Genomic DNA, 21,724 nt, shown 5'->3' with positions numbered 1-21,724 from the left:
TGCAAAGACCATGATTGAACGCGAAGAGATGCCGTATGACGTCGTCATCGTCGGCGGTGGGCCTGCCGGCCTTGCCACGGCGATCCGGCTGAAGCAGGTCGATCCGGCGCTGTCGGTCTGCGTGCTGGAGAAGGGCTCGGAGATCGGCGCGCACATTCTTTCGGGCGCGACGATCGATCCCAGGGCGCTCGACGAACTGCTGCCCACCTGGCGCGAGGACGGCTCCCCGCTGGCGGAAACGCCGGTGACCGACAACTGGCACTGGCATCTCACGAAGAAGAAGAAGTTCGGTCTGCCGCACCTGGTCATGCCGCCGTTCATGTCGAACGAGGGCAACTACACCGGCTCGCTGGGCAATCTCTGCCGCTGGCTGGCCGAACAGGCCGAGGCGCTGGAGATCGAGATCTTCCCGGGCTTCCCGGCCGCCGAGATCCTCTATGACGAGAACGGCGCCGTGATCGGCGTGCAGACCGGCGACATGGGCGTCGACCGCGAGGGCAATCCCAAGGCCGACTTCCAGCCGGGCATGAACCTGCTGGGCAAATATACCGTGTTCTGCGAAGGCGCGCGCGGCCACCTGACCAAGCGGCTCAAGGCCAGGTACGACCTCGAAGCGGATTGCCAGCCGCAGATCTACGGTATCGGCATCAAGGAACTCTGGGACATTCCGGCCGACAAGCACGTCCCCGGCCGGGTCATCCACACCCAGGGCTGGCCGATGAGCGAGACCGACAGCTGGGGCGGCGGCTTCCTCTACCACCAGGCGAACAACCAGGTGGCGCTCGGCTTCGTGACCGCGCTCGATTACAAGAATCCCTACGTCTACCCGTTCGAGGAATTCCAGCGATGGAAGCAGCACCCGGATATCCGCGCGATCCTGGAAGGCGGCAAGCGCGTCGCTTACGGTGCGCGTGCGATCAACGAGGGCGGCTGGCAGTCAGTGCCGATGCTGGCCTTCCCGGGCGGCGTGCTGGCAGGTTGCTCGGCCGGTTTCGTCAACGTGCCGCGCATCAAGGGCACGCATACCGCGATGAAGAGCGGCATGCTGGCGGCCGAGGCGATGGCCGCGGCGATCAACGCGGGCCGCGCGCAGGACACGCTGGGCGAATATGACACGGCGGTGCGCGAAAGCTGGATCGCCAAGGAACTGAAGCTCGTCCAGAATGCCGAGCCGATGGTCGCCAAGTGGGGCGGGGAAATCGGTACGGTGCTGGCCGGCGCGGACATGTGGCTGCGCACGCTGTTCGGCTTCGGCCTTGCCAAGCCGATGAAGCATCACACCGACGCCTCGACGCTCCAGCGCGCCGATCTCTACCAGCCGATCGCCTATCCCAAGCCCGACGGCGTCATCAGCTTCGACCGCCTGACCAGCGTGTCCTACTCGTTCACCAATCACGAGGAAGACCAGCCGGTCCATCTGAAGCTCAAAGATGCCAGCATCCCGACCGCGATCAACCTGCCTCTCTATGCCGGGCCGGAAGCGCGCTATTGCCCGGCCGGAGTCTACGAATTCGTCGATCCGGACGGTGCGGGCGCCAAGCTCCAGATCAACGCGCAGAATTGCGTCCACTGCAAGACCTGCGACATCAAGGACCCCACCCAGAACATCGAATGGGTGACGCCGGAAGGCGGCGGCGGCCCGAACTATCCGAATATGTGATCGAGAGGTCTCTCGCGAAAAGGACGAAGCGTCAGGGGTTCCTCCGAGGCGCCCAAATCGGTGCTGGCAATCGTGAAAGCAGCAGCTTGACCGCGACGAAGCAAGCGACATCACTGTCCGTGCATGTCTTGCCCCGCTCGGAACCAGTCGAAATCGGCGACACCGCCTTGCGCCAGGGTATTGAACGAGAACAGTCCCGGGCGAGTGCCCTTCCACCAGCCATACCACGCGAGTTTAAGAGGTTCGCCAGCGACGGCAAAGCTTCGTCCATCGTCGAGACTGTAATGATAAGTGGCTATGCCGTCTTTGGTCACATTCGCCGCAAGCACCACGCTGCGAACCGAGCCAGGGACGTCGGCGATCGCCGTTTCCTGGCCTGCTCGGGAAAGCACGATCCTATTGGCACCTTCATCGTGCACCACGCCAAGCCAGTACGGCTGCGCGTTGAACAGCGTCAGGCCAGCCCTTTGGCCATTGGCCATTCGCCCGATGTCCAGCCGGGTCACATAGCCTGGCGCCGGTCCTTGCATGACCTGCGTAAGGGTGTTTCGCGAGGTGACGATCTGGGACGCCGGAAGCGCCGTGAGGCTGAGGAAACCGGGTCGGGCACGCAGGCTCCATGCGCTATCGTCGGGGTTGTGATTCCACTGCCACTGGATGGAGAGCCGCCGCGCCCCGAATTGATCGGAACCTTGCAGGCGATCCGAACCTCCCGATTTCCGGGTATTCGGCATGGGCCAACGAGCGACGGGCAGACCGGCATCCTGTCCGGAAACCGGCGCTCCAATGATCGGCCAATCCTGCTGCCAGGTGAGCGGCTGCAAATGTACAATGCGGCCGAAGGCTCCCGTAAGGTTGAAGTGGAGGAACCAGCCGTTCCCGTCCGGTGTCTCCACCCAGCCACCCTGATGCGGTCCCTTGAGCTTCAGGTCGCCGCCGGGAAGCAGCACGTCGCGCCATTCATAAGGACCCTCGAGGCGGCGCGATCGACCGACAGCCTGCGGCCCGGTCCCGACCCCGCCGATGGGGGCGAAGATATAATACCAGCCATTGCGCTTGTAGAGCTTGGGGCCTTCAAGGACCGGAAGCCTCTTCTTGTCCTCGGCAATGAGCTTGCCCTCATCGAGAACGCCGGTGCCGTCGGTACGCATGCGGTGCAGAATGAGCGGCCCTGCACCGACCTTGCTGTGAATGAGCCAAGCGGTGCCGTCCTCATCCCAGAACGGGCATGGATCCTCAAAGCCGGGGCCGGAAATTACCGTGGTCGGGGCGCTCCAGGGACCTTCGGGCCGGCGTGCGGTGGCCATGAAGATGCCTTCATCCGGGGTAGCCCAATAGACGAAGAAGCGGCCGCCGTGCTCCCGGATCGACGGTGCCCAGGGGCCGCCACCGTACTTCGTGCCGGCCGTGTCCCGCGGATTGGCGTCCGTGATCTTGAACGCTCCCACCAGATTGTAGGCCGGAGTGTCAGGAAGCCGGGCAAGAACGTGCGAGACGAGGGTCCAGTGCACGAGATCGTGGGAGCGCAGCACCGGCAAACCCGGCGACATGTGGAAGCTGGACGCCACCAGATAATAGGCATCCCCGCTGCGGATCACATCGGGGTCGGAGTAGTCGGCGTAAAGGACCGGGTTCTGGTAAGTGACAGGTGAATTTTCGGCGCCAACCTTCGCTCCGGCCGTTCCGAAGCCCATCAGCAAGCCGGCAGCCACGGCCGGCAGGAAAGCACGGACCGAAACGCGGAGAAAGGAGCGCTTAGTCACAATGCTTCCACCGCGTTTCTGGTGTCCTCGAGGGCCTGCTCGATCAAACGGTTCATGCCTTCCGAAGCGCGCCTGGAGTCCCGGGCAGCGATGGCCTCGCACACTTCGACGTGCTCGGGGATGGCATTGCGCGGCAATGTTCGCGCCTGCTGCTTGAGCTGGGTCGTCCACCTGACGGCTGCTCCAACGCTGGCGGTCAGGACCATCAGCGCGCCGTTACCGGTGGCCTTCAGGATCGTCTGGTGAAAATCGCGGTCCGCGTGGCGACCTGGTTCGCTCGCCAGAGTATGGCCGCGCATCGCGTCGATCGATCGACGCAGAGCCTGTACATCTTCGCGCGAACGCCGCTGGGCGGCAAGACCGGCGGCCGCGGGCTCGATCAGCCCGCGGAGTTCGAAGATGTCGCGGATGAACCCGAAATCGGGCTTGCCGGTAAAAGCCCATTCCAGAACATCGGGATCGAGAACATTCCAGCATTCTCGCGGAAGAACGCGCGTACCCGCCTTGGGCCTGCTTTCGATGAGACCCTTGGCCGACAATACCCGCAAGGACTCGCGATAGGCGCTGCGCGACACTTCGAGTTCCTGCGCGAAAACGACCTCCCCGTATAGTATGGAGCCGGGTGGATAGTGGCCGGACACGATGTCCCGGCCGATCTTCTGTACGACCGATCCATTGAGCCGGCGCCCGGAACTTCTGATATTCGCGCCGCCGGATATTTCCGCGTCAGCACTTCGTGCGATGGCATTCATGGCGTGGTTCTCTCTCCCTCACGGCCTTCCGACATGTCCGGCTTTGCCGGGCCTATTCGAAGGCGACCCTCGCATTGGCCGCGCGAAGCCCCGGCGAATGGGCTGTGATCCGGAGCGTTCCCTTTCCTCGGCCTCGCAGGATCGCGAGGGCCTTCCCCCTGAAGGTCCTGGTGTGGCTGGCATTCAGCGAGCCCACGGCCTGCGGATTGGCGCTGCCAAAGGCGGCGAGTTCGCCGGAGCCCTCCAGCGCAAGGGTCACCGGCCGCATGTCGTCAGGCAGAACCCGTCCTTTGGCATCCACCACCTCGATCTTGAGATAGGCGAGCGCATCGCGGCCGCGGCGCTGGGACAGCGGCTCGGCCGACACCCGCAAGGACACTGCCTCGCCAACGGTTTCCAGGTGCGTGCGGCCAATGACCTTGCCGTTTTTCCAGGCGACGGCCTCGAGTGTGCCGGCCGCGTAGGGCACGGGGAGTTCCGCCGTCATCTTGTCGCCGGCTGCCAGCGCTTTCTCACCGACCACCTGACCGTTGAGGATCACCTGGACTTTGTCGCCAGCCGTATAGACGCGCACCTTGAGGGGTTTGCCTTTGTGGTCGTCCCAGTTCCAGCTCGCCAGCTCGTCCGGCCAGCCCCAGTTGGCGGTCCAGGGGAAGGTTCCATCAGGCGCAGGGCGCTGCACCGTCATGGTGACAGGAGCCAGGCCCCATGCAACATCGCGCGCCAGCGAAGAGGCTTTCTGGCATCCGATCAGGTCGAGATCGCCGCACCAGGCGTTCACCCAGGGCCACGCCGCGAAGTAATAGGGCAGGCTGCCATTCTTCAGGAATGCCGTTGCGCCGATCCCCGCCTCGCCGATGTAGTCCATCGCCGTCCACAGGAACTCGCCGAGGAAATAGGGCGCGCGGTCCATCAGCGCAGCGTAGTCGAAGACCTCGCGCGCGAAAGTCTCAGAGCCGTAAACGACCCGCTCGGGGTGGCTGGAATGCTCGCGTTCGATGTCATCGAACCGGTAGTTGTACCCCGGCACGTCAAGGAACATCGTGGAGGCGTTATCGACCTTTCCGGCAAATCCCGGACGCGCGGTATCGGCTCCGGCGATCATCTCCTGCCCCAGGACGCCATTGAGCCCGGCGGTCACCGGCCGGGTCGGATCCAGCGTTTTCACCGCATGGGCAAGCTTCCATTCCCATTCGACGCCTTCGTCGCTGGCACGGAAAGGGATTTCGTTACCGATGCTCCACATGATGACCGAGGCGCTGTTCCGGGCGGGCAGAACCATGCCCCGGATCACCTCTTCCCAGTGCTCCCGGAAATGAACCGAGAAGTCCTGGGGCTCCTTATGCTCGTGCCAGGCGTCGAAGGCCTCCTCGATCATCAGCATGCCCAGACGATCGCAAGTTTCCCTGAGGCTGCGCGAGGCAGGATTGTGTGAACTGCGGATGGCGTTGAAACCCCGCTGCTTGAGCAGGCGGATCCGCCGCTCGTCGGCATCGCGAAACGCGCAGGCGCCCAGCAGTCCGTTGTCATGATGGACGCAGCCGCCCCGCAGCTTGATGACCTCGCCGTTGATCGCCATCCCGCGTGCGGGATCGAAGGTCACGATACGGACACCGAAGGGCTGCTCCAGCTTGTCGACGACCTTGTCACCGCGGCGCAGCTCGGTTTCAAGCCGATAGAGGCTCGGATGATCGGGCGACCAAAGCCGGGGCCCCTGCACCGTGAGGGTCTGGCGTACTTCGCTTCCTGCAGCCACACGACCTTGCGCGGCAGTACGACCTTCGTCATCGATGAGGCGGGTGACGATTTCGTACCCCGCCGCATCCCCTTCGAGCGATGTCGTCAGATCGACCTCGGCCCGTCCGTCTGCGAAACGGCGAGTCCAGGCCGCAACGCCCCATCGCGCGATCCGGCACTGGCTCGGCAACACATCGAGCGTCACCTGCCGATAGATGCCCGACCCCGCATACCAGCGGGTGTTGCGTCCTTCATTGCGAACCCGAACCGCCACGATATTGTCGCCCTTGCGGTCGAGATAGGGCGTGAGATCGATGGCGAACGGGATATAGCCATTCACGTTGCTGGAGACCGGATGGCCGTTCAGGAAGACATCGCTTTCGAGATAGATCCCATCGAACGTCAGTTCGATGCGCGCATCGGGAGCATAGCCGGCAACGCTGAAACGCTTGCGATACCAACCCTCACCGCCAACGGTGAAGCCGGTCGCGCCTTTGCCAACGGCTGTCTTGTCGAACGGGCCGATCTGGGCCGGCTCGGCGCCGCCCGGCACATCCTCGACACCCCAGTCATGCGGCAGGTCGACGACGCGCCATGTACTGTCATCGAGGCCGGCCTGTTCGAAACCATCCCCGCCACCGCGATGGAATTTCCAGCCATCGTCGAACGGAATATCCCGCAGCGGCCAGCTTGCTCGCTGTGATAAAACAGGTGGTTTTGCCGCAGCCGCGCCGACCATGGGAAAGACGGCACCGGCTCCTGCGACCATGAGCGCCTGGCGCCGATTGGTGTCAAATTCGAAGCTCACATGACCTCTCCCAGCCTGGCCAGTTCGGCATCGATCCGTGCCAGAGGCTCCCGCTGCACAACCCCGAAGACGAGCAGCGATTCGAGCGAGAAGTTGCCAAGGTGCGGCTTGATCATCTCATTGCCGATGCGCCGATCCATTCCCGGAATCTGCTTGTTGACGATCGCCCAGGCCGCCGGGTTCGACTGCAGGATAGCGATCGGCGTCTCTCGCGAACTGAGTATCCGGGGAAGCCTGCGCGGCGGATCGTAGGCCTTCGCAGGCGGATAAAGTGGCGCGTCCAAATTGGTCATCCTCTCATGGAATTGGCTTGAAACGGCAGTGCGAGCGTCGCTTCAACGAGCGGTGGCCGCAGCGCATGGCGCTGTTCAACCAGGCCTGCGCGCCATGTGCGCTCATCCATCGGTCCTCTCCTGCTTTCTCGGTCGCCGCGATCATCGCCCCCCCGATGGGCTCGGGCTTATTTTGTGCCTTGTCTAAATAGCAACGGTGTGTTGTTTTAAGTCGCAAGGACGGCATGTCAAGCCAGCTCCGGGACGGGAAGAGGACGATGGAACCATCGGATTTGCCGCAGCCATTGCGAAGATCGATCGCGCCTGGTCCCAAGCTGAGGCGGACATCCGGAGCGAGGACCTTCGCCTTTGACCGCGGTCCTGCGTGAGCGCTTGCTGCGAGCAAGAAAACAAAAAACGGGAGGGAATATGATCAAGACAGGATGCAACCTGCTGCTGGCGTCCACCAGCTTGTTCGCCGTGGCGACGCCCGCATGGGCGCAATCGTCGCCGGCCGCCGAAAACGCCGCGGACGTCATCATCGTCCAGGCGCGCCGCCGCGACGAGGACGTTCAGGATGTCCCCGCAGTCATCGATACCGTGACGTCGGAAGAGATCGCGAAGCTCAATATCCGCGACTTCAAGGAAGTTCAGACACTCGTTCCCGGCCTGGAACTGACAACGGAATCCAACGGCGTCGGCGGCAGCGCCAAGATGCGCGGCGTCAATTTCGACGTGAATGCCAGTGGCTTCAACTCCACCGTCGAATTCTACATGAATGACGCGCCGATCGTGGCGGGCATCGTTCTCCAGCAGATGTTCGATATCGGCCAGATCGAAGTCCAGCGCGGTCCCCAGGGCACGCTGCGCGGACGCGCCTCGCCTTCAGGATCGATCACGGTCGCCAGTCGCAAGCCCGATCTCTATACCGTTGGCGGAACCGTCGACATGACGGCCAACGACATCGGCACGCAGAATATCAAGGCCGCGCTCAACCTGCCCGTCATCGAGGGCATCGCCGCCATTCGTGTCGCCGGCGTCTGGGACGAGAACGAGGACAACCGCGTCAAGCCGCTCGACACCAGCTATGGCGGCCGCGATCCCTTCGCCCGTACCCGCGCCGGACGCGTCAGCGGCCTGATCCAGCCCACCGACTGGCTGAGGTTCGAAGGCGTCTACCAGCATATGCAGCGCAATGCGGTGGGATACGATCAGGTCGCTTCGTTCAGCGAGGTCAATCCCGATGCCGCACCGAGCCCGGTCTACATCGATACGAGCGACCGGCGCACCGATCAGGTCGAGCCGCGCCGGATCAAGCAGGTCTACAACATCTACAACTGGCGTGCAGAAGCGAACCTGGCCGGCCAGACCCTGATCTATCAGGGCCAGCACTATACCCAGAACGTCGATGCCAGCACTTCCCTCGACTCCGCAGTGGTGTTCCCCGGCGATACGATCTTCCAGGCGACCCACACCCGCACCAAGTCGACGTCCCATGAAGTCCGCCTGCAGAACCAGGAACGCCTGTTCGGCATGGTCGACTACGTTGTCGGCTTCTTCGACCAGAAGAACGACGCGCCGACGGAGCTCCTGCGCAGCACGGCGGTTCGCCTGCCGCTCCTGTTCGGCGGCGGCCTTGCGACTGCGGTCACGACACCGATCGGCCGCTTCGGTGGCAATCACGAGCAATCGATTTTCGGTAACCTGACGCTTCACGTAACCGATTCCACCGAAGTATCCGGCGGCCTCAGGCATATCGACTACAACTCGGAAAATACGCTGGTTGTGGGCGGCAATACCGTCTCCACCGATGGGCAGGATGCCAAGAAGTGGATCTATACCGGCTCCATCAAGCAAAACATCACGCCCAATCTCATGGTCTACGCCAGCACCGGCAGTTCCTGGCGGCCGGGCATCAACGTGGTCGGCGATTTCAACATCCTGCCCTCGGCTACCGAAAAGAGCTTCACCAACCTTCCTGCCGAAACCTCGAAGTCCTATGAAGTCGGTTTCAAGAGCACGCTCATGGGCGGCCGGATGCGTTTCAACGTCACCGGCTATCATCAGAAATTCAAGAACTACCCTTACCGCGTGTCCAACGGGGTCTACTACGTCAATACCGTGGCGGACAGGAACAGCGCCGGACAGGTTACCGGCATCCATCAGGAAGTCGGCCAGTTCAACTTCGTGGGCGCTGTCCCTGTCGAAGTGAACGGCGTGGAAGGCGATCTCTCCTTCGACATCTCCGATCGTTGGACGATGGGCCTGCTCGCCAGCTATTCGCTCGGCAAGATCAAGAACGGCACGGTTCCCTGCAACGACCTCAATGGCGACGGTGTGCCCGACAACGTCCTGTCGGCACCATCACTTGCGCAGCTTCAGGCCGCAGTCGGTTCCGAGAACCTGGCCGCCTGCCAGGTGACGCAGCGTTCTGCTTTCCAGCCCCCCTTCTCGGCCACGCTCCAGAGCGAATACAGCCTTCCGATTTCCAACAGGTTTGATGGCTACCTTCGCGGCTTGATGACCTACAACGGCAAATCCCAGAGCGATCCCACCAACATCTACGACAACGTCGGCGACTATGCCCTGGTCAATCTCTACGCGGGCATTCGCGATCCCAAGGGAATGTGGGAGGTTTCGCTCTACGCCAAGAACCTGTTCGAAGTGGAAAAGGCGCTTTCCCGCACCAGCCCGCTTTCGACCAGCTACCAGCAGCTCGGCTTTGGCGGGTTCGGACCGAACGGCCCGATCCTCACCGGGCCAACCGCCGCGACGACGACCAGCACTTACACCGGCATCACCATGACGCCGCCGCGGGAATTTGGCCTTAATGTACGGTTCTCGTTCGGCTCGCGCTGATTGGCGCGAACCGAACCTCCGACCTGGGCGGGTGATCCAAGATCACCCGCCCTCTTGTCGTTCCCAGACAGACGCAAAAATCACGGGCGCGCTTCAACGCCCTATCAGGAGGATCTCGAAATGCGCCGTATTGCAGCAAAGTTCGCGGCCAGCCTGCTGCTGGGCAGCGCGCTTATTCACCCGGCTGACGCGCAAGCGGCGCCCAAGCCCTCATCCTCCCAGCTTCCGGCAAACGACGCCGCTATCGACGCCCGCGTCGAGGCGCTCCTGGCAAAGATGACCGCCGAGGAGAAGGCCGGCCAGCTCAGCCAGTTCTTCTATTTTGCCCAGATTCCAGCGATGGCCAAAGGCGTGGACGATCAGATTGCCGCCGGCAAGGCTGGCTCGATCCTTTTCACGACCGATCCCAAACTGCTCAATCGCGCGCAAAAGATGGCCGTCGAGCAGACCCGCCTGAAGATCCCCCTGCTCGTGGGTTTCGATGTCATTCATGGCCTTCACACGATCTTTCCCGTGCCCCTCGCAATGGCGGCATCGTGGGATCCGAAGCTGGTCGAACGATCGCAGGCGGTAGCGGCGCAGGAGGCGCGGGCGGTAGGCATTCATTGGACTTTCGCGCCCAATGTCGACGTTGCCCTCGATGCCCGCTGGGGCCGCATCGTCGAGGGCGCGGGCGAGGATCCGTACCTGGGATCGGCCATGGCCGCCGCGCAAGTCCGGGGATTCCAGGGGTCGTACATCGGCGCACCCAGTCACATCATTGCCGGGCCGAAGCATTTCGCAGGCTATGGCGCTGCCATGGGCGGGCGTGACTACGACCAGTCGGAAATCTCGGAAAACCAGCTTCACAACCTCTACCTGCCACCATTCAAGGCCGCGATCGACGCGGGCGCGGGCAACATCATGGCCGCCTACATGGCGCTCAACGGTGTACCCGCAGCCGGAAACCACCGCCTCCTGACCGACACGCTGCGCACCGAGTGGGGCTTCAAGGGCTGGGTTGTCAGCGATGCCGGCGGCGTCGATGCCCTAAAGACACATGGCATTGCAAAGGATGGAACCGAGGCGGCCGTCAAGGCGATCTCGGCCGGCACGAACATGGAAATGGTGCCGCCGGGGCAGAAGGCACACATGCCTTCGCTCGCGGCCGCCATCACCGAGGGCAAGCTGACCACCGCTGAACTCGATGCCATGGTGCGACCGGTCCTGGCCGCGAAGTTCCGCATGGGCTTGTTCGAAAACCCTTATGTCGATGAAGCACACGCTGCCAAAGTCCTCGCCGATCCGGCCCATGCCGTTTCCGCCCGCGCGGCTGCCGAGCGGTCGGCCGTACTGCTGCGCAACGAAGGCGGCACGCTGCCGCTCGACCGCAGGAAAATCCGGTCGCTCGCCGTGATCGGGCCGCTTGCGGATTCCCAGCGTGACATGCTCGGCCCGTGGATTTTCTCGATGAACAACCCCAGCGCCGAAAGCCTGCTGGCCGGTATCCGCGCGAAAGTCGGGCAAGGCGTCACCGTGTCTTATTCCGAAGGTGTCCGCATTCCCGCACGCGTGAACCCCTCACCCTTCGACATGATGGACGGCAAGCGAACCAAGCCCGAACCCATCGACGAAGACGCGGAGATTGCAAAGTCGGTTGCCTTGGCTCGCCAGTCGGACGCCGCCATTCTGGTGCTCGGCGAAGCGCAGAACATGAGCGGCGAGAAGGCCTCGCGGGCGAGTTTCGACTTGCCCGGACGCCAGAAGGAGCTGCTGGACGCGGTGGTGGCCACCGGCAAGCCGGTGATCGTCGTCCTGATGAGCGCCCGTCCGCTAACAGTGCAGGACAGCAAGGCCGCGGCCATCCTCGATATCTGGTATCCCGGCAGCCAGGGAGCAGCTGCCGCCGCGAACCTGCTGTTCGGCGATGCCGTGCCCGGCGGCAAATTGCCGATCAGCTGGGTCCGCAGCGCCGCCCAGGCCCCTATGACTTACGCGCGCCTGCCCTCCCACGATCCGACCGATGCCGCCAAGCGCTATCAGGAAGGGAGCAACGAACCTGCCTGGCCCTTCGGCTTCGGGCTCAGCTACACGAGCTTCGCCTACTCCAATCTGAAGGTGCTTACGCCCAAGGTCGCGCCCGGCAGTCCGGTGACCATCACTGTCGATGTCGCCAATAGCGGCCCGCGAAGCGGCGATGAAGTGGCGCAGCTCTACATCCATCAAAAGCACGGCACCTCCTCCCGGCCGGTCCGCCAACTCAAGGGCTTCGAGCGCGTGACCCTGAAGCCGGGCGAGAAGCGGACGCTCACCTTTACGCTCAGTCCGGAAGACCTGCGCTACTGGAGCGACGCCACGCGGAGCTGGATCGAGGAAAGCTCGGACTTCGACGTCTGGGTTGGCGGCGATTCCACGGCATCGCTCGGTGGATCGTTCGAGGTGGGTGAAAGATAACGGACCTTGGACATGCACCGCAGTGTTCCACGATGCGCGCCCCTAGCCGCTGGCGCGCTTGGAGCGATCTTGTTTGCCTCGGTAGTGATCACGGACACCGCCAGCCCCGGTGATAGACACCCTTTCATCGCTGAGCGAAAACGCGGATCCCGGAGTGGGTGACCCGCCGCATCGGTGACCGGCAGCCTGGCGCCACAAAAATCGCCTGGACTGCGTTTCCGGCCTACAGCAAGACGTCGAAGGTTCGCCCTTCCGGGCTTCTGGGCTTTTGGGCTTTTGGGCTTTTGGGCTTCTGGGGCCAGTGCGTATTCTGACCGAGAGCGTTGGGGAACCGGGCAAGTAGCACAAGGACCTCTTTCTGCCCACTGGCGAGAAAGAGGTCCCCTACCCCGGACGATCGGGCACGGATCAAGCGGGGCGACCACCAAATTGCACGAGGCCCTCCCTTGTTCGAGGGGCCGGCTTGCTCGCCGCTACTGATCTGAAACCGGCGGCCTCAGTGGGGCTTTACCGCGTCGAGTTCGGTCTGGATGGTCGCCAGCTTCTCATCGGTGAGCTGATCGCCGGCAAACTGCCGGAGCTGGGCAAGCGTCATTCCGCGGCCCATCTCGATCTGCGGGCTATTGACGATCTCGGGAATATGCTTGAGCAGAATGGCCTTCGATGCCGGATCATCCAGCATCGTGCCGAGGTCGGTTTCCTGGACCTTGTAGGCAGCTTTGGTTTTGGCAGCTGCAGGCGGGGTTTCGGCATAGGCCGTCACGGATCCCGTCATCGCCAGAGCCAAAAATACCGCCGAGAGAAGTGCGCGCATTGATAATCCTTTCCCGAACAGGAGCTGGGATGGATGCGCGTGGCGGCTCCAGCGCCGTCATCTCGATGCATCTATCCGCTGTTCAGACAGACTATCGGATCGAGCCACGATCAAGTCAATATAGCTACACATTGTATTATTTCGTCACGGCGATCATGAGTTCGATCTCAGATCACCAGGACCCCGCCCCGCCAACAATGCGCTCGACGAGGGATCTCGCGACAACTTTCGCCTCATCGTCTTTGAAAGGTTCCGCTTCGGGACGTACGGCGATCGTTCCCCCCGTCACGGCCATCACCAGGTCTGCCGCGCCCTCCGGATCGCGCATTTTGAACCCTCTGGCAGGGCCATACTCGCGAATCGACGTCGCTATGAGCGCATGGAGGCTGCGGTAGCCCTTCTGGTTGTGGCCACTGAACCCCGATCCGGCCGTTCCTGTCAGATTGCCTGCAAGCCTGGTAATGGCGCGAACTTCGGGTTTCGTCCCCCAAAGCAGCATCGCTTCGACATAGCTGATCAGCTGCTCGACAAGATCGTGCGACAGCGCCGGATCGCGTTTGGTGTTGAGTTCGGACCACGATGCAATCTTTGCATCGATCACGGATTGGAGAAGGTCCGCCTTGTCCGAAAAGCGCTTGTAGAGGGTAGTGCGCGGAATGCGAAGGTTGGTGGCAACGGCATCCATTGAGGTGCCTTCATACCCCAGCTCCAGGAACATTCGCGTGGCTTCGGTCAGGATGTCCTGTGTGATCTTAGCGGAATCGGCGGCTACCGGACGCCCTCTTCTTCTGACCGGTTTCTGATCTGCCTTCGCCGCCACTGATTGCCGCACCTTGTCCTGCACTTTTGCCGTAATCCGCGCTTTGGAATATCGATTGCCCATGTGGTAACCGATTTGGGACGACGCACAACCGGCACGTCGATGCCTCGCCGTTCCCGTGGAAGCCACCCTTTCCGATAACCGACGCTCGGGTGCCGACTATCGTTCGTGCCGGCGAGGCTATCGCCCGTACCGTAGTTGCCATAGACTGGTTCGCCATGCCGTTCGACACTTCTCCTCTCGCGCGCTTCACCTTCGTGGGCGAAGTCTTCGAATGGCGCGGGCCCGCGCCCTTCTTCTTCGTTGCCGTGCCCACCGATTGCGTGGATGAGGTGCGCTATGCCGCCCGGATAGCCAGCTATGGCTGGGGCGTGGTGCCCGTGCATGCAGTCGTAAATGAAATCCCGTTCACGACCTCTCTTTTTCCAAAGGGAGACAGCTATCTTTTGCCAGTCAAGGCAGCGGTCAGGAAGGCCGGCTCGATCAATCTCGCCGACAGAGTGACGGTTGAAATCCAAATCACTGCAAAACGCGACTTCGATGAGCAGCGTCCAACGATCTAAGGCGAGGAGTGGCTCGCTGCGGCCCCGGCGGATCCCGCAAGCTGCCGAACTGGCCGCCTGGGCAGGACTTTGGCTGCAGCGAGTTACGGGGGGCAATATGCGAATGCCCCGATCCCGGTCAGATCGTTGAGCGAACCGGCCGCACGATCAACGTATTGACATCCACATCCGCAGGCTGCTCCACCGCATAGGCAATGGCGCGCGCGATCGCGTCCGGGGTGAGCGCGATGGAGCGGAAATCGACCATCGCCTGCGCCGCGACCGGATCGGTGATCGTGTGGGCCAGTTCCGATTCCACCACGCCCGGCGCGATGGTGGTGACCCGAATGTCGTCATGCTCCATGCGCAGCGCTTCGGAGATCGCGCGCACCGCATATTTGGTGGCGCTGTAGACGCCGCAGGTCGGCCACACAGCATAGCCGCCGATCGAGGAAATGTTGACGAACTGGCCACTGCCCTGGCCTTTGAAGCGAGGGAGCGCGGCGGCTATGCCGTGCAGGACGCCGCGGATGTTGACGTCGATCATCCGGTCCCATTCGTCTACCTTCAGGCTGTCGAAGCGCGACAGCGGCATCAGGCCCGCATTGTTGACCAACACATCGACGCGGCCATATTCGGCCTCCGTCGCGGTGATGAACGCCTCGAAATCGGCGCGGTCGGTGACGTCGAGCGACCGGAAGGCTACCGCGCCTCCCGCTGCGTTCAGTTCCTCCGCCAGCGCGGCAAACCGGTCGGTGCGGCGAGCGCCCAGCATCAGCTTGGCGCCGCGCGCCGCCAGCAGCCGCGCCGTGCCTTCGCCGATGCCGCTGCTGGCGCCGGTAATCGCGATGACCTTGTCCTCGATAGCCATGATAGTCACTCCTGTTGGGGCGGACCGAACCATCGATCCGATGCCCTCTTCATGGCGCTATCTGGTCGGGAGGCGGTAGAACGGTCATCCGGGATGATTGCACGATATTCCAGATTGCCCGCATCGGGGTGGATCGGCAGTGGCCAGCCGTGTAGGCTGATCGTACCGACCGCTTGGGGAGAAGCGCTGATGGCGCATCAGGAACTGGCTGAGCAGATTGCCCGATACGCCGAGCGCGACGGCATCATGGATACGCCCATCGCTCGACTGGCGCTGGTCCGCTCGGCCCAGCGCGGCGAGCCGGTGCATATGGTGCAGCGCCCGGCGCTGTGCATCATCGCACAGGGGGGCAAGCGCGTGCTGCTGGGCGACGCGGTGATAGACTATGGCCCCGCCAACTATCTCGTCGCCTCGCTCGACCTGCCCATCACAGGCGCGGTGACGCAGGCGAGCGCGGACGCGCCTTATCTCTGCTTTTGCCTCTATCTCGACCCCGCCCTGCTGTCGGAGATCGCCCTGACCCTGCCGCCCCTGCCGGCGGGCGCGGATGAGAGCGGCGGGATGACGTTACACCCGATGACGCCTGAACTGATCGACGCGGCCACGCGGCTGACGGCATTGCTCAGCGACCCAGTGAATGCGCCGCTGCTCGCACCGCTGATCGAGCGGGAATTGCTGGTGCGGCTGATGACCGGGCCGGGCGGAAGCGTGCTGCGAGCCATCGCCAGCGGCGAAAGCCGCACCGGCCAGATTGCGCAGGCGATCGCCTGGCTCAAGACCCATTTCCGCGAGCCTTTCAGCGGTGCGCACCTTGCCGCCCTTGCCGGCATGAGCCTGTCGAGCTTTCATGACCATTTCCGCCGCGCCACCGCCATGACCCCGCTGCAATATCAAAAGCAACTGCGGTTGCAGGAAGCGCGGGCGCTGATGCTGGCCGACCGGCTCGACGCGGCAGAGGCGGGCTTCCGCGTCGGCTATGACAGTCCTTCTCAGTTCAGCCGCGAATATCGTCGCCTCTTCGGCGCCCCTCCCGTCCGGGACATGGGACGGCTAAGGGCGAAGCCGCAGATGGCGATGGTGATCTGAAAGGGCCGGGGCGGAATTGCTCAGTTTCAAGTTCGGTTCAGACGTCGAAACCACCAGGGAACCGGCGAGCTGTTCGAAAAGCCGGCGCTCAGCCTGGATACGATGCGCGGCAAGAACCTGGCAGAGTATTCCCTCGTCACCAGGGCAGTGCCAGAAGTCGGATACTTCGGCCAGCGCCTCACGCAGCGTTTTCGCCGCTTCCCGGTCTGCAGCCGTGATTGCAAGGATAGTCAACTCATGTTCCTCTGAATGCTGGATCCCAGCAAAACGGCTGGCCTACAACTGATACCGGATAACCGTGCGGCAGAAGCGCTGCTATGAGCGCTTCTGCCGCACGGCCTTTACCAGGACCCAAACAAACGTCTCTACACAGAGCGTTTCATCGAGCCGAAAAGCTTCAGGTTACCCTTGTGCCACGACCAAAGAAGAAGCCGAGAACCAGGATTACGGCCGCCACCAGCAGGAAGATCTTTGCGAGGCTGGCCGAGAGGCCTGCAACGCCGCCAAAACCCAGAAGCGCAGCGATCAATGCGACGACAGCAAAAATTATTGCCCAGCGAAACATGAGTGCTCTCCCTTAGACTAACTACACCAACGCTGCGCCGACATGTTCGGAGCAGCTCGTTCTTTACAACTTTCAAGCTGTCCCGATGTTCCACGAAACCTCGGCAGTGATATCGCGCATGTAGATGTCCTTGTTGATCGGTCAGGAGACTGGCGAGAGTTCGCATCGTTGCCCGGCTCGACGCGCAGCCATTGCGGCAAGGAATGCGGCAAGGACCAGCAGAGCCGCGCTGACTTCGAAAGTGGCGCGCACGCCGGTGGCATCGAAGATGGCGCCGCCCATGGTCGCGCCGAGCGTGATGGCCAGTTGAATGACAGCGACCATCAATCCGCCGCCGGCCTCGGCATCATCGGGAAGCACCTGAGAGAGCCAGGTAAACCATCCTACCGGCGCCGGTGTGGCAATCAGGCCCCATGCCGCAAGCAGCAGGACGGTCGGCCAGAACGAGCCACCGAAGCTTGCCAATGCCAGGGCCACGCCAGCCATCAAGGCCGGTATGACCACGAGCACCCTGCGCAGGTTCATTGCGACGAGCGGCCCTATGGCGGCCGTTCCGGCAAGACCCGACAGGCCGATCAACAGCAGGATGATCGATAGCCAGGATATGTCGACATGGGTGACGGTTTCGAGAAACGGGCGCAGGTAGGTGAAGAGGGCGAACTGCCCCATGAACAGGACAGCTACGGCGATCAGTCCGATGAAAATGCCGGGCTTGCTCAAAAGGGTGATGACGCTCGCTTGCCGCGATCCGTGCTGCGCAGGAAGCCTGGGAAGGCTGATTGCCTGCCATATCAGCGCGAGCGCCGCGAGCGGAACAAGACAGAAAAATGCGCCGCGCCAGCCCACGACAGAGCCGAGCAAACTGCCCATCGGCGCCGCCACGGCCGTCGCCAATGCACTGCCGCCCTGAAGCGTCGCGATGGCCCGTGGAAGAAACGCTCTATTCGAGATGCGCATGAGCACTGCCGTCGACATAGACCAGCAACCGCCGATTGCGATTCCGAGAACGGCCCGCCCAGCCAGCAGCACCGGATAGCTCGGGGCGAAGGCGACGATGGCGCCGGATACGATCATAAGCCCCGTCAACCACAAGATCACAAGCTTGCGATCGAGCTTGCGCGTGAGCGACGATATCGAAAGGCTGGTCAGAACAGCGAACAGACCGGACGCGGCAATGGCCTGTCCGGCCTGCCCCTCGCTGATGATCATGTCGCGCGCCATCGGGGTAAGGAGGCTCACCGGAAGAAACTCCGACGACACCAGTACGAAAGCACACAGTGTCATTGCCAGAACTGCACTCCATGGTGCAGCGCCGGGCCCCGCGTCATCCGCGGTCGTGGTTATCGAAACATGCATGCTTTTACCTTGAATGCGCGGATCTGCTGCTGCGTGCCATGTCGATGCTCGGCAGCACGGCAGAGGCACCGCTCGCTGGGGCGCCTGATCAATTGGTGACGAAGCCCTGCTCCGCCATCCTGGTGGCATAGAGGTTCGCGCTCTGCTCCTTCACCGCGCCCATTGGATGGCCGACGACAAGGGCGCCGTGGCGGCGGCCTCGATCCAAATCGTCGGCCATGAAGAGATTGCCGGCGACGGTCATGCCGTATTGGCTTCTGAAAGTGACTTTCTCGATCTTGACGCAGTCACTCACGTAGAAATTATCTGCGCCGTTGGACATGTCTTGTGCCTCCGCGAATGGGATGGTGAAGGGAAGGAAGCCAAGTGCAACTGCGCTGGCAGAGAGTTGCAGAATGGAGCGCCGGGTGGTTCCTGAAGACGCCCAGGCCTGGTGCCAGGCCTGGTGTCCGAACCGCTCATGTCTGGGCATGGAATGTCTCCATTGGGGAGCGAGCCCTCCAGTCGCCATGCGTCTGGCAGGCAGCGCGCCAATTTGCGCATCGAGGCGGCGCAAGGCCGGTGGGCATGGCAACGAAAATCGTCATGCCCACCATCTAGGCGCGGGCGCCATCATGCATTAGCCTGAAAGATGAACATGCAGCACTGAGTGAAATTCAATAATGCAACGTGAGACCATGGCTGAAGCGCTGCGCTACCGCGAGCAGAGAGTTGGAAACCCGGCGTTCGCCCAGACGATCATTCCCGAAAGCATTACTGCCGGCAGATAGCGACATTCCAGGCAGCGTTTATGCTATTGCGAATCGAGATCATCACGGATATCGCCAACCGGGCCTGGGCGCTTCAGCTCCCGGGCTGATCGCGTCGGTGCCTTGAAAAAGGCTTAAAAGGGAACACGGTGAGAGGGCTCCGCGCCTTTGAATCCGAGGCTGTCCCTGCAACTGTGAGCGGCGAGCGCGATGCACATGTGCGGACGGGAAATGCCCGAGCCGCCAGCCACTGGGCCGGACGCTAAATCCTGCGAGGCCTGGGAAGGCCGTGCATCAAGCTGTGACCCGCAAGCCAGGAGACCTGCCGGCGCACCGGTCGCTCTTGCCTGACCCAGGGGATGGTCTTGGCACGGTCAGTTTTCTCCGTCTGAGCGACGAGAATGCGGCGGAGGCCGCATCGGTGTCGTGCGTCAGCCGCCTTTGGGGTGTCCGGCCACCGCGCGCGCCGACCGTTCGCGCGGACGCCTCCTGCCCGGTGTTGCTCGACGCCTCGGGGGATTGCATTGAGACAGAGTACCAAGACCGCGCTGCTTTCAGGAAGCCTCGCACTATCGGCGGTTCCCACAATGGCGAGTGCTGCCGAGACCGAGCCCGCCGACAATACGATCGTCGTCACGGGCAGGACCGGGGCTTACAACGTCACCCGCTCCAGCAGCGCGACGCGCACGGACACGCCCTTACTCGAAGTGCCCCAGTCGGTGACCGTGCTGACGCGGCAGGTGGTCGACGATCTGCAAGCGAACCGTGTCGAGGACGTGCTTGCCTACGCCGGAGGCATCACGCGCGGCAACAACTTCGGGGGCACTGGTCTCACCGACTACAACTTGCGTGGTTTCACAACCTCGGAATACTTCCGCAACGGTTTTCCGATGAACCGCGGCTATCCGCCGGCACCGGACTCCATCGCCGTCGAGCGCGTGGAGGTGCTGCGTGGCCCCGCCGCCCTGCTGTATGGTCGCGGAGATCCGGGCGGCACGTTCAACATCGTTTCGCGCGTACCTGCCGACAGGATGGCCCAGACCGTCAGCGGCCGGATCGACAGCTTCGGCGGTTGGCGAGGAACGGTCGATGCCACCGGTCCCTTCGATAGGGCAAAGACCGTGCGCTACCGCCTCGGCGCAGCCGTGGAAGGTGGCGACAGCTTCCGCGATCATGTCCAGTCCGACCGCATCGTGGTCGCGCCGGTCGTCGCCTGGGATGCCTCGCCGGACCTGACCTTCACTCTCAGCAGCGAGTTCGTGCAGGTGAAGACCCCGCTGGACCGCGGCAATCCCGCCTTCAGCAATCAGCTCGACATCGCCATTCCCGCTTCGCGGTTCTTCGGCGAGCCGTCCGTCGGCCGGTGGCGCGTGCGCAATGGCCTTGGCAGCCTCGTCGCGGAATACAAGCTGGCGCCCGACTGGAAGCTGCGGGCGGGCGCCCAGTACTACAATGGCGAGTTGGGCGGCCCCGGCATCCAGGCCTCCAGTCTGCGCGCAGATGGCCGCACCCTGGTGCGCACTTATAGCGAGCGTACCTTGCGGTGGCGCGATCTGGATGCACAGGTGAACCTGACCGGCCAGTTCGCCACCGGCAGCGTCGAGCACGAAGTGCTGCTGGGCGCCGAGTTCGAGGCCTTCCACTATACCGAGGTCATCCGCAATTCGAGCCCCACGCTGTCGCCCTTCACGCTGGACATCTTGGCGCCGGTCTATGGCTCCGCAATCCCGCCGCTGAACGGTACCTTCACCAGCATCCGCACCCAGACGCGCACATTCGCGGGCTACGCCCAGGACCAGGTGTCATTGCTACCCTGGCTGAAGCTGCTGGTCGGCGGACGACTGGAGCGATACGAGAGCGACAACCTGAACTTGCGCAACGGGGTCACTTCTGCGTTCAAGCAGACGGTATTTACCCCGCGCCTTGGGACGGTCTTCGTGCTGGCCCCGCAAGTTTCGGTCTACGGCAGTTATGCCCGCTCCAACAAGCCGAACACCGCAGCGGACGTGAACGGCAATGTCATCGCGCCGGAACGCGGCACCAGCTACGAGGCCGGTGTGAAGCTGGAACTGCTGGACGGCAGGCTGAGCGCAACAGCGGCGCTGTTCCACACCACCAAGCAGAACGTCGCGACCACTGACCCGGACAATCTGGATTACAGTATCGCCGCCGGCGAAGTGCGCAGCCGGGGCATCGACTTATCGATCACGGGCAACCTGACCAGAGCATGGCGGATCGTGGGCGGCTATGTCTTCGCCGATGCCGAAGTGACGAAGGACAATCGCCTGCGGCTCGGCCAGCGCCTGCCCAACACGCCGCGCCATTCGGCCAGCCTGCTCAACGTCTACGAAGTGCAGGAAGGCGCCCTCAAGGGGCTCGGCGCGGGTGCAGGCGTCACTTACGTCGGTGGGCGCATCGCCGGCACTGCGGCGACCGCGCCTTACATCCGCTCTTACGCAACGGCGAACCTGCTGGCCTACTATCCGCTGGCCGAGAACGTGAAGCTGCAGGTCAACGTCAACAACCTGTTCGACAAGAAATACGCCGAGCGCGGCTTCGGCAGCAATCTTTATCCCGGCGTTCCGCTCAGCGCGATCGCCAGCATCACGGTCGGCCTGTGATGGCCGGCAAGACCCG

17 protein-coding genes and 1 riboswitch are annotated in these 21,724 nt (G+C 62.9%); of the genes, 6 read left to right on the top strand and 11 right to left on the bottom strand.

The genetic code is table 11. The features are described from left to right. The first annotated feature begins 10 nt into the window (after window positions 1-10). On the top strand, window positions 11-1,660 hold the full coding sequence (locus ACZ1J6_RS03420) for an electron transfer flavoprotein-ubiquinone oxidoreductase (RefSeq protein WP_465127407.1): 1,650 nt from the start codon (window positions 11-13) through the stop codon (window positions 1,658-1,660). A gap of 110 nt (window positions 1,661-1,770) precedes the next feature. On the opposite strand, the gene ACZ1J6_RS03415 is transcribed toward ACZ1J6_RS03420, so the two are convergent. The 4 genes from ACZ1J6_RS03415 to ACZ1J6_RS03400 are packed head-to-tail and all read right to left on the bottom strand — an operon-like array spanning window position 1,771 to window position 7,004. After that, window positions 1,771-3,372, bottom strand: coding sequence for a glycoside hydrolase family 43 protein (locus ACZ1J6_RS03415; RefSeq protein WP_465127406.1), 1,602 nt, complete (start codon window positions 3,370-3,372; stop codon window positions 1,771-1,773). A 47-nt stretch (window positions 3,373-3,419) separates the two neighbouring features. Beyond that, the gene (locus ACZ1J6_RS03410) at window positions 3,420-4,175 is read right to left on the bottom strand and encodes a FadR/GntR family transcriptional regulator (protein ID WP_431567460.1); all 756 of its coding nucleotides are present in this window, start codon (window positions 4,173-4,175) and stop codon (window positions 3,420-3,422) included. Window positions 4,176-4,227: 52 nt separating this feature from the next. After that, window positions 4,228-6,720 carry a glycoside hydrolase family 2 TIM barrel-domain containing protein gene (locus ACZ1J6_RS03405; protein WP_431567461.1) on the bottom strand — a complete coding sequence of 831 codons (2,493 nt, stop codon included), beginning with the start codon at window positions 6,718-6,720 and terminating at the stop codon, window positions 4,228-4,230. Continuing rightward, entirely contained in the window at window positions 6,717-7,004 is a 288-nt protein-coding gene (locus tag ACZ1J6_RS03400; protein ID WP_132265414.1) for a hypothetical protein, read from the bottom strand. The genes ACZ1J6_RS03405 and ACZ1J6_RS03400 overlap by 4 nt, the downstream gene beginning before the upstream one ends. A gap of 417 nt (window positions 7,005-7,421) precedes the next feature. On the opposite strand from ACZ1J6_RS03400, the gene ACZ1J6_RS03395 reads away from it, so the two are divergent. Together ACZ1J6_RS03395 and ACZ1J6_RS03390 are read left to right on the top strand one after the other, a co-directional pair. Then, window positions 7,422-9,851 (top strand): TonB-dependent receptor, encoded by a 2,430-nt coding sequence (locus ACZ1J6_RS03395; RefSeq protein WP_431567462.1) that lies wholly within the window; start codon window positions 7,422-7,424, stop codon window positions 9,849-9,851. A gap of 120 nt (window positions 9,852-9,971) precedes the next feature. Then, window positions 9,972-12,284: a glycoside hydrolase family 3 N-terminal domain-containing protein gene (locus ACZ1J6_RS03390; protein WP_431567463.1), complete on the top strand. Its 2,313-nt coding sequence runs from the start codon at window positions 9,972-9,974 to the stop codon at window positions 12,282-12,284. 496 nt (window positions 12,285-12,780) lie between these two features. Here ACZ1J6_RS03390 and ACZ1J6_RS03385 read toward each other — a convergent pair whose 3' ends face one another. Together ACZ1J6_RS03385 and ACZ1J6_RS03380 are read right to left on the bottom strand one after the other, a co-directional pair. After that, complete coding sequence (locus ACZ1J6_RS03385; RefSeq protein WP_465127405.1) at window positions 12,781-13,098, bottom strand: hypothetical protein; 318 nt, start codon at window positions 13,096-13,098, stop codon at window positions 12,781-12,783. A 172-nt stretch (window positions 13,099-13,270) separates the two neighbouring features. Continuing rightward, window positions 13,271-13,981, bottom strand: a complete 711-nt coding sequence (locus tag ACZ1J6_RS03380) for a TetR/AcrR family transcriptional regulator (RefSeq protein WP_314466078.1) — start codon at window positions 13,979-13,981, stop codon at window positions 13,271-13,273. 89 nt (window positions 13,982-14,070) lie between these two features. Between ACZ1J6_RS03380 and ACZ1J6_RS03375 the strand changes: the two genes are divergently transcribed. Continuing rightward, window positions 14,071-14,481: a DUF1905 domain-containing protein gene (locus tag ACZ1J6_RS03375; protein WP_465127404.1), complete on the top strand. Its 411-nt coding sequence runs from the start codon at window positions 14,071-14,073 to the stop codon at window positions 14,479-14,481. Window positions 14,482-14,599: 118 nt separating this feature from the next. Here ACZ1J6_RS03375 and ACZ1J6_RS03370 read toward each other — a convergent pair whose 3' ends face one another. Further along, a complete protein-coding gene (locus ACZ1J6_RS03370) occupies window positions 14,600-15,331 on the bottom strand; it encodes an SDR family oxidoreductase (RefSeq protein WP_431567466.1) in 732 nt (243 codons plus the stop codon). A gap of 189 nt (window positions 15,332-15,520) precedes the next feature. Here ACZ1J6_RS03370 and ACZ1J6_RS03365 point away from each other — a divergent pair, with 189 nt between their 5' ends. Next, the gene (locus ACZ1J6_RS03365) at window positions 15,521-16,417 is read left to right on the top strand and encodes an AraC family transcriptional regulator (RefSeq protein ID WP_431567467.1); all 897 of its coding nucleotides are present in this window, start codon (window positions 15,521-15,523) and stop codon (window positions 16,415-16,417) included. Here the strand turns inward: ACZ1J6_RS03365 and ACZ1J6_RS03360 are convergent. The 4 genes from ACZ1J6_RS03360 to ACZ1J6_RS03345 all read right to left on the bottom strand — a co-directional run bounded on the left by ACZ1J6_RS03360 (window position 16,382) and on the right by ACZ1J6_RS03345 (window position 18,660). After that, the gene (locus ACZ1J6_RS03360) at window positions 16,382-16,651 is read right to left on the bottom strand and encodes a hypothetical protein (RefSeq protein ID WP_431567468.1); all 270 of its coding nucleotides are present in this window, start codon (window positions 16,649-16,651) and stop codon (window positions 16,382-16,384) included. The two genes, ACZ1J6_RS03365 and ACZ1J6_RS03360, sit on opposite strands and share 36 nt — an antisense overlap. 163 nt (window positions 16,652-16,814) lie before the next feature. Continuing rightward, a complete protein-coding gene (locus ACZ1J6_RS03355; RefSeq protein WP_465127403.1) occupies window positions 16,815-16,982 on the bottom strand; it encodes a DUF1328 domain-containing protein in 168 nt (55 codons plus the stop codon). Window positions 16,983-17,123: 141 nt separating this feature from the next. Next, window positions 17,124-18,221 (bottom strand): MFS transporter, encoded by a 1,098-nt coding sequence (locus ACZ1J6_RS03350; protein ID WP_465127402.1) that lies wholly within the window; start codon window positions 18,219-18,221, stop codon window positions 17,124-17,126. 205 nt (window positions 18,222-18,426) lie between these two features. Further along, window positions 18,427-18,660 (bottom strand): alpha/beta hydrolase, encoded by a 234-nt coding sequence (locus tag ACZ1J6_RS03345; protein WP_465127401.1) that lies wholly within the window; start codon window positions 18,658-18,660, stop codon window positions 18,427-18,429. A gap of 526 nt (window positions 18,661-19,186) precedes the next feature. After that, window positions 19,187-19,431: riboswitch (cobalamin riboswitch) on the top strand. Window positions 19,432-19,674: 243 nt separating this feature from the next. Here ACZ1J6_RS03345 and ACZ1J6_RS03340 point away from each other — a divergent pair. Beyond that, window positions 19,675-21,708 (top strand): TonB-dependent siderophore receptor, encoded by a 2,034-nt coding sequence (locus tag ACZ1J6_RS03340; RefSeq protein ID WP_431567472.1) that lies wholly within the window; start codon window positions 19,675-19,677, stop codon window positions 21,706-21,708. The last annotated feature ends 16 nt before the right edge of the window (window positions 21,709-21,724 follow it).

This window comes from Novosphingobium sp. BL-S-21, from assembly GCF_055521655.1.
This window is presented reverse-complemented; position numbering and strand designations above follow the sequence as displayed.

Excerpts from the sequence above, each read along its gene's own strand:
- ACZ1J6_RS03365 (WP_431567467.1), top strand. The coding sequence starts at position 15,521 with ATGGCGCATCAGGAACTGGCTGAGCAGATTGCCCGATACGCCGAGCGC.
- ACZ1J6_RS03390 (WP_431567463.1), top strand. The coding sequence starts at position 9,972 with ATGCGCCGTATTGCAGCAAAGTTCGCGGCCAGCCTGCTGCTGGGCAGC.
- ACZ1J6_RS03420 (WP_465127407.1), top strand. The coding sequence starts at position 11 with ATGATTGAACGCGAAGAGATGCCGTATGACGTCGTCATCGTCGGCGGT.
- ACZ1J6_RS03380 (WP_314466078.1), bottom strand. The coding sequence starts at position 13,981 with ATGGGCAATCGATATTCCAAAGCGCGGATTACGGCAAAAGTGCAGGAC.
- ACZ1J6_RS03385 (WP_465127405.1), bottom strand. The coding sequence starts at position 13,098 with ATGCGCGCACTTCTCTCGGCGGTATTTTTGGCTCTGGCGATGACGGGA.
- ACZ1J6_RS03370 (WP_431567466.1), bottom strand. The coding sequence starts at position 15,331 with ATGGCTATCGAGGACAAGGTCATCGCGATTACCGGCGCCAGCAGCGGC.
- ACZ1J6_RS03345 (WP_465127401.1), bottom strand. The coding sequence starts at position 18,660 with ATGTCCAACGGCGCAGATAATTTCTACGTGAGTGACTGCGTCAAGATC.
- ACZ1J6_RS03340 (WP_431567472.1), top strand. The coding sequence starts at position 19,675 with ATGGCGAGTGCTGCCGAGACCGAGCCCGCCGACAATACGATCGTCGTC.
- ACZ1J6_RS03410 (WP_431567460.1), bottom strand. The coding sequence starts at position 4,175 with ATGAATGCCATCGCACGAAGTGCTGACGCGGAAATATCCGGCGGCGCG.
- ACZ1J6_RS03355 (WP_465127403.1), bottom strand. The coding sequence starts at position 16,982 with ATGTTTCGCTGGGCAATAATTTTTGCTGTCGTCGCATTGATCGCTGCG.
- ACZ1J6_RS03395 (WP_431567462.1), top strand. The coding sequence starts at position 7,422 with ATGATCAAGACAGGATGCAACCTGCTGCTGGCGTCCACCAGCTTGTTC.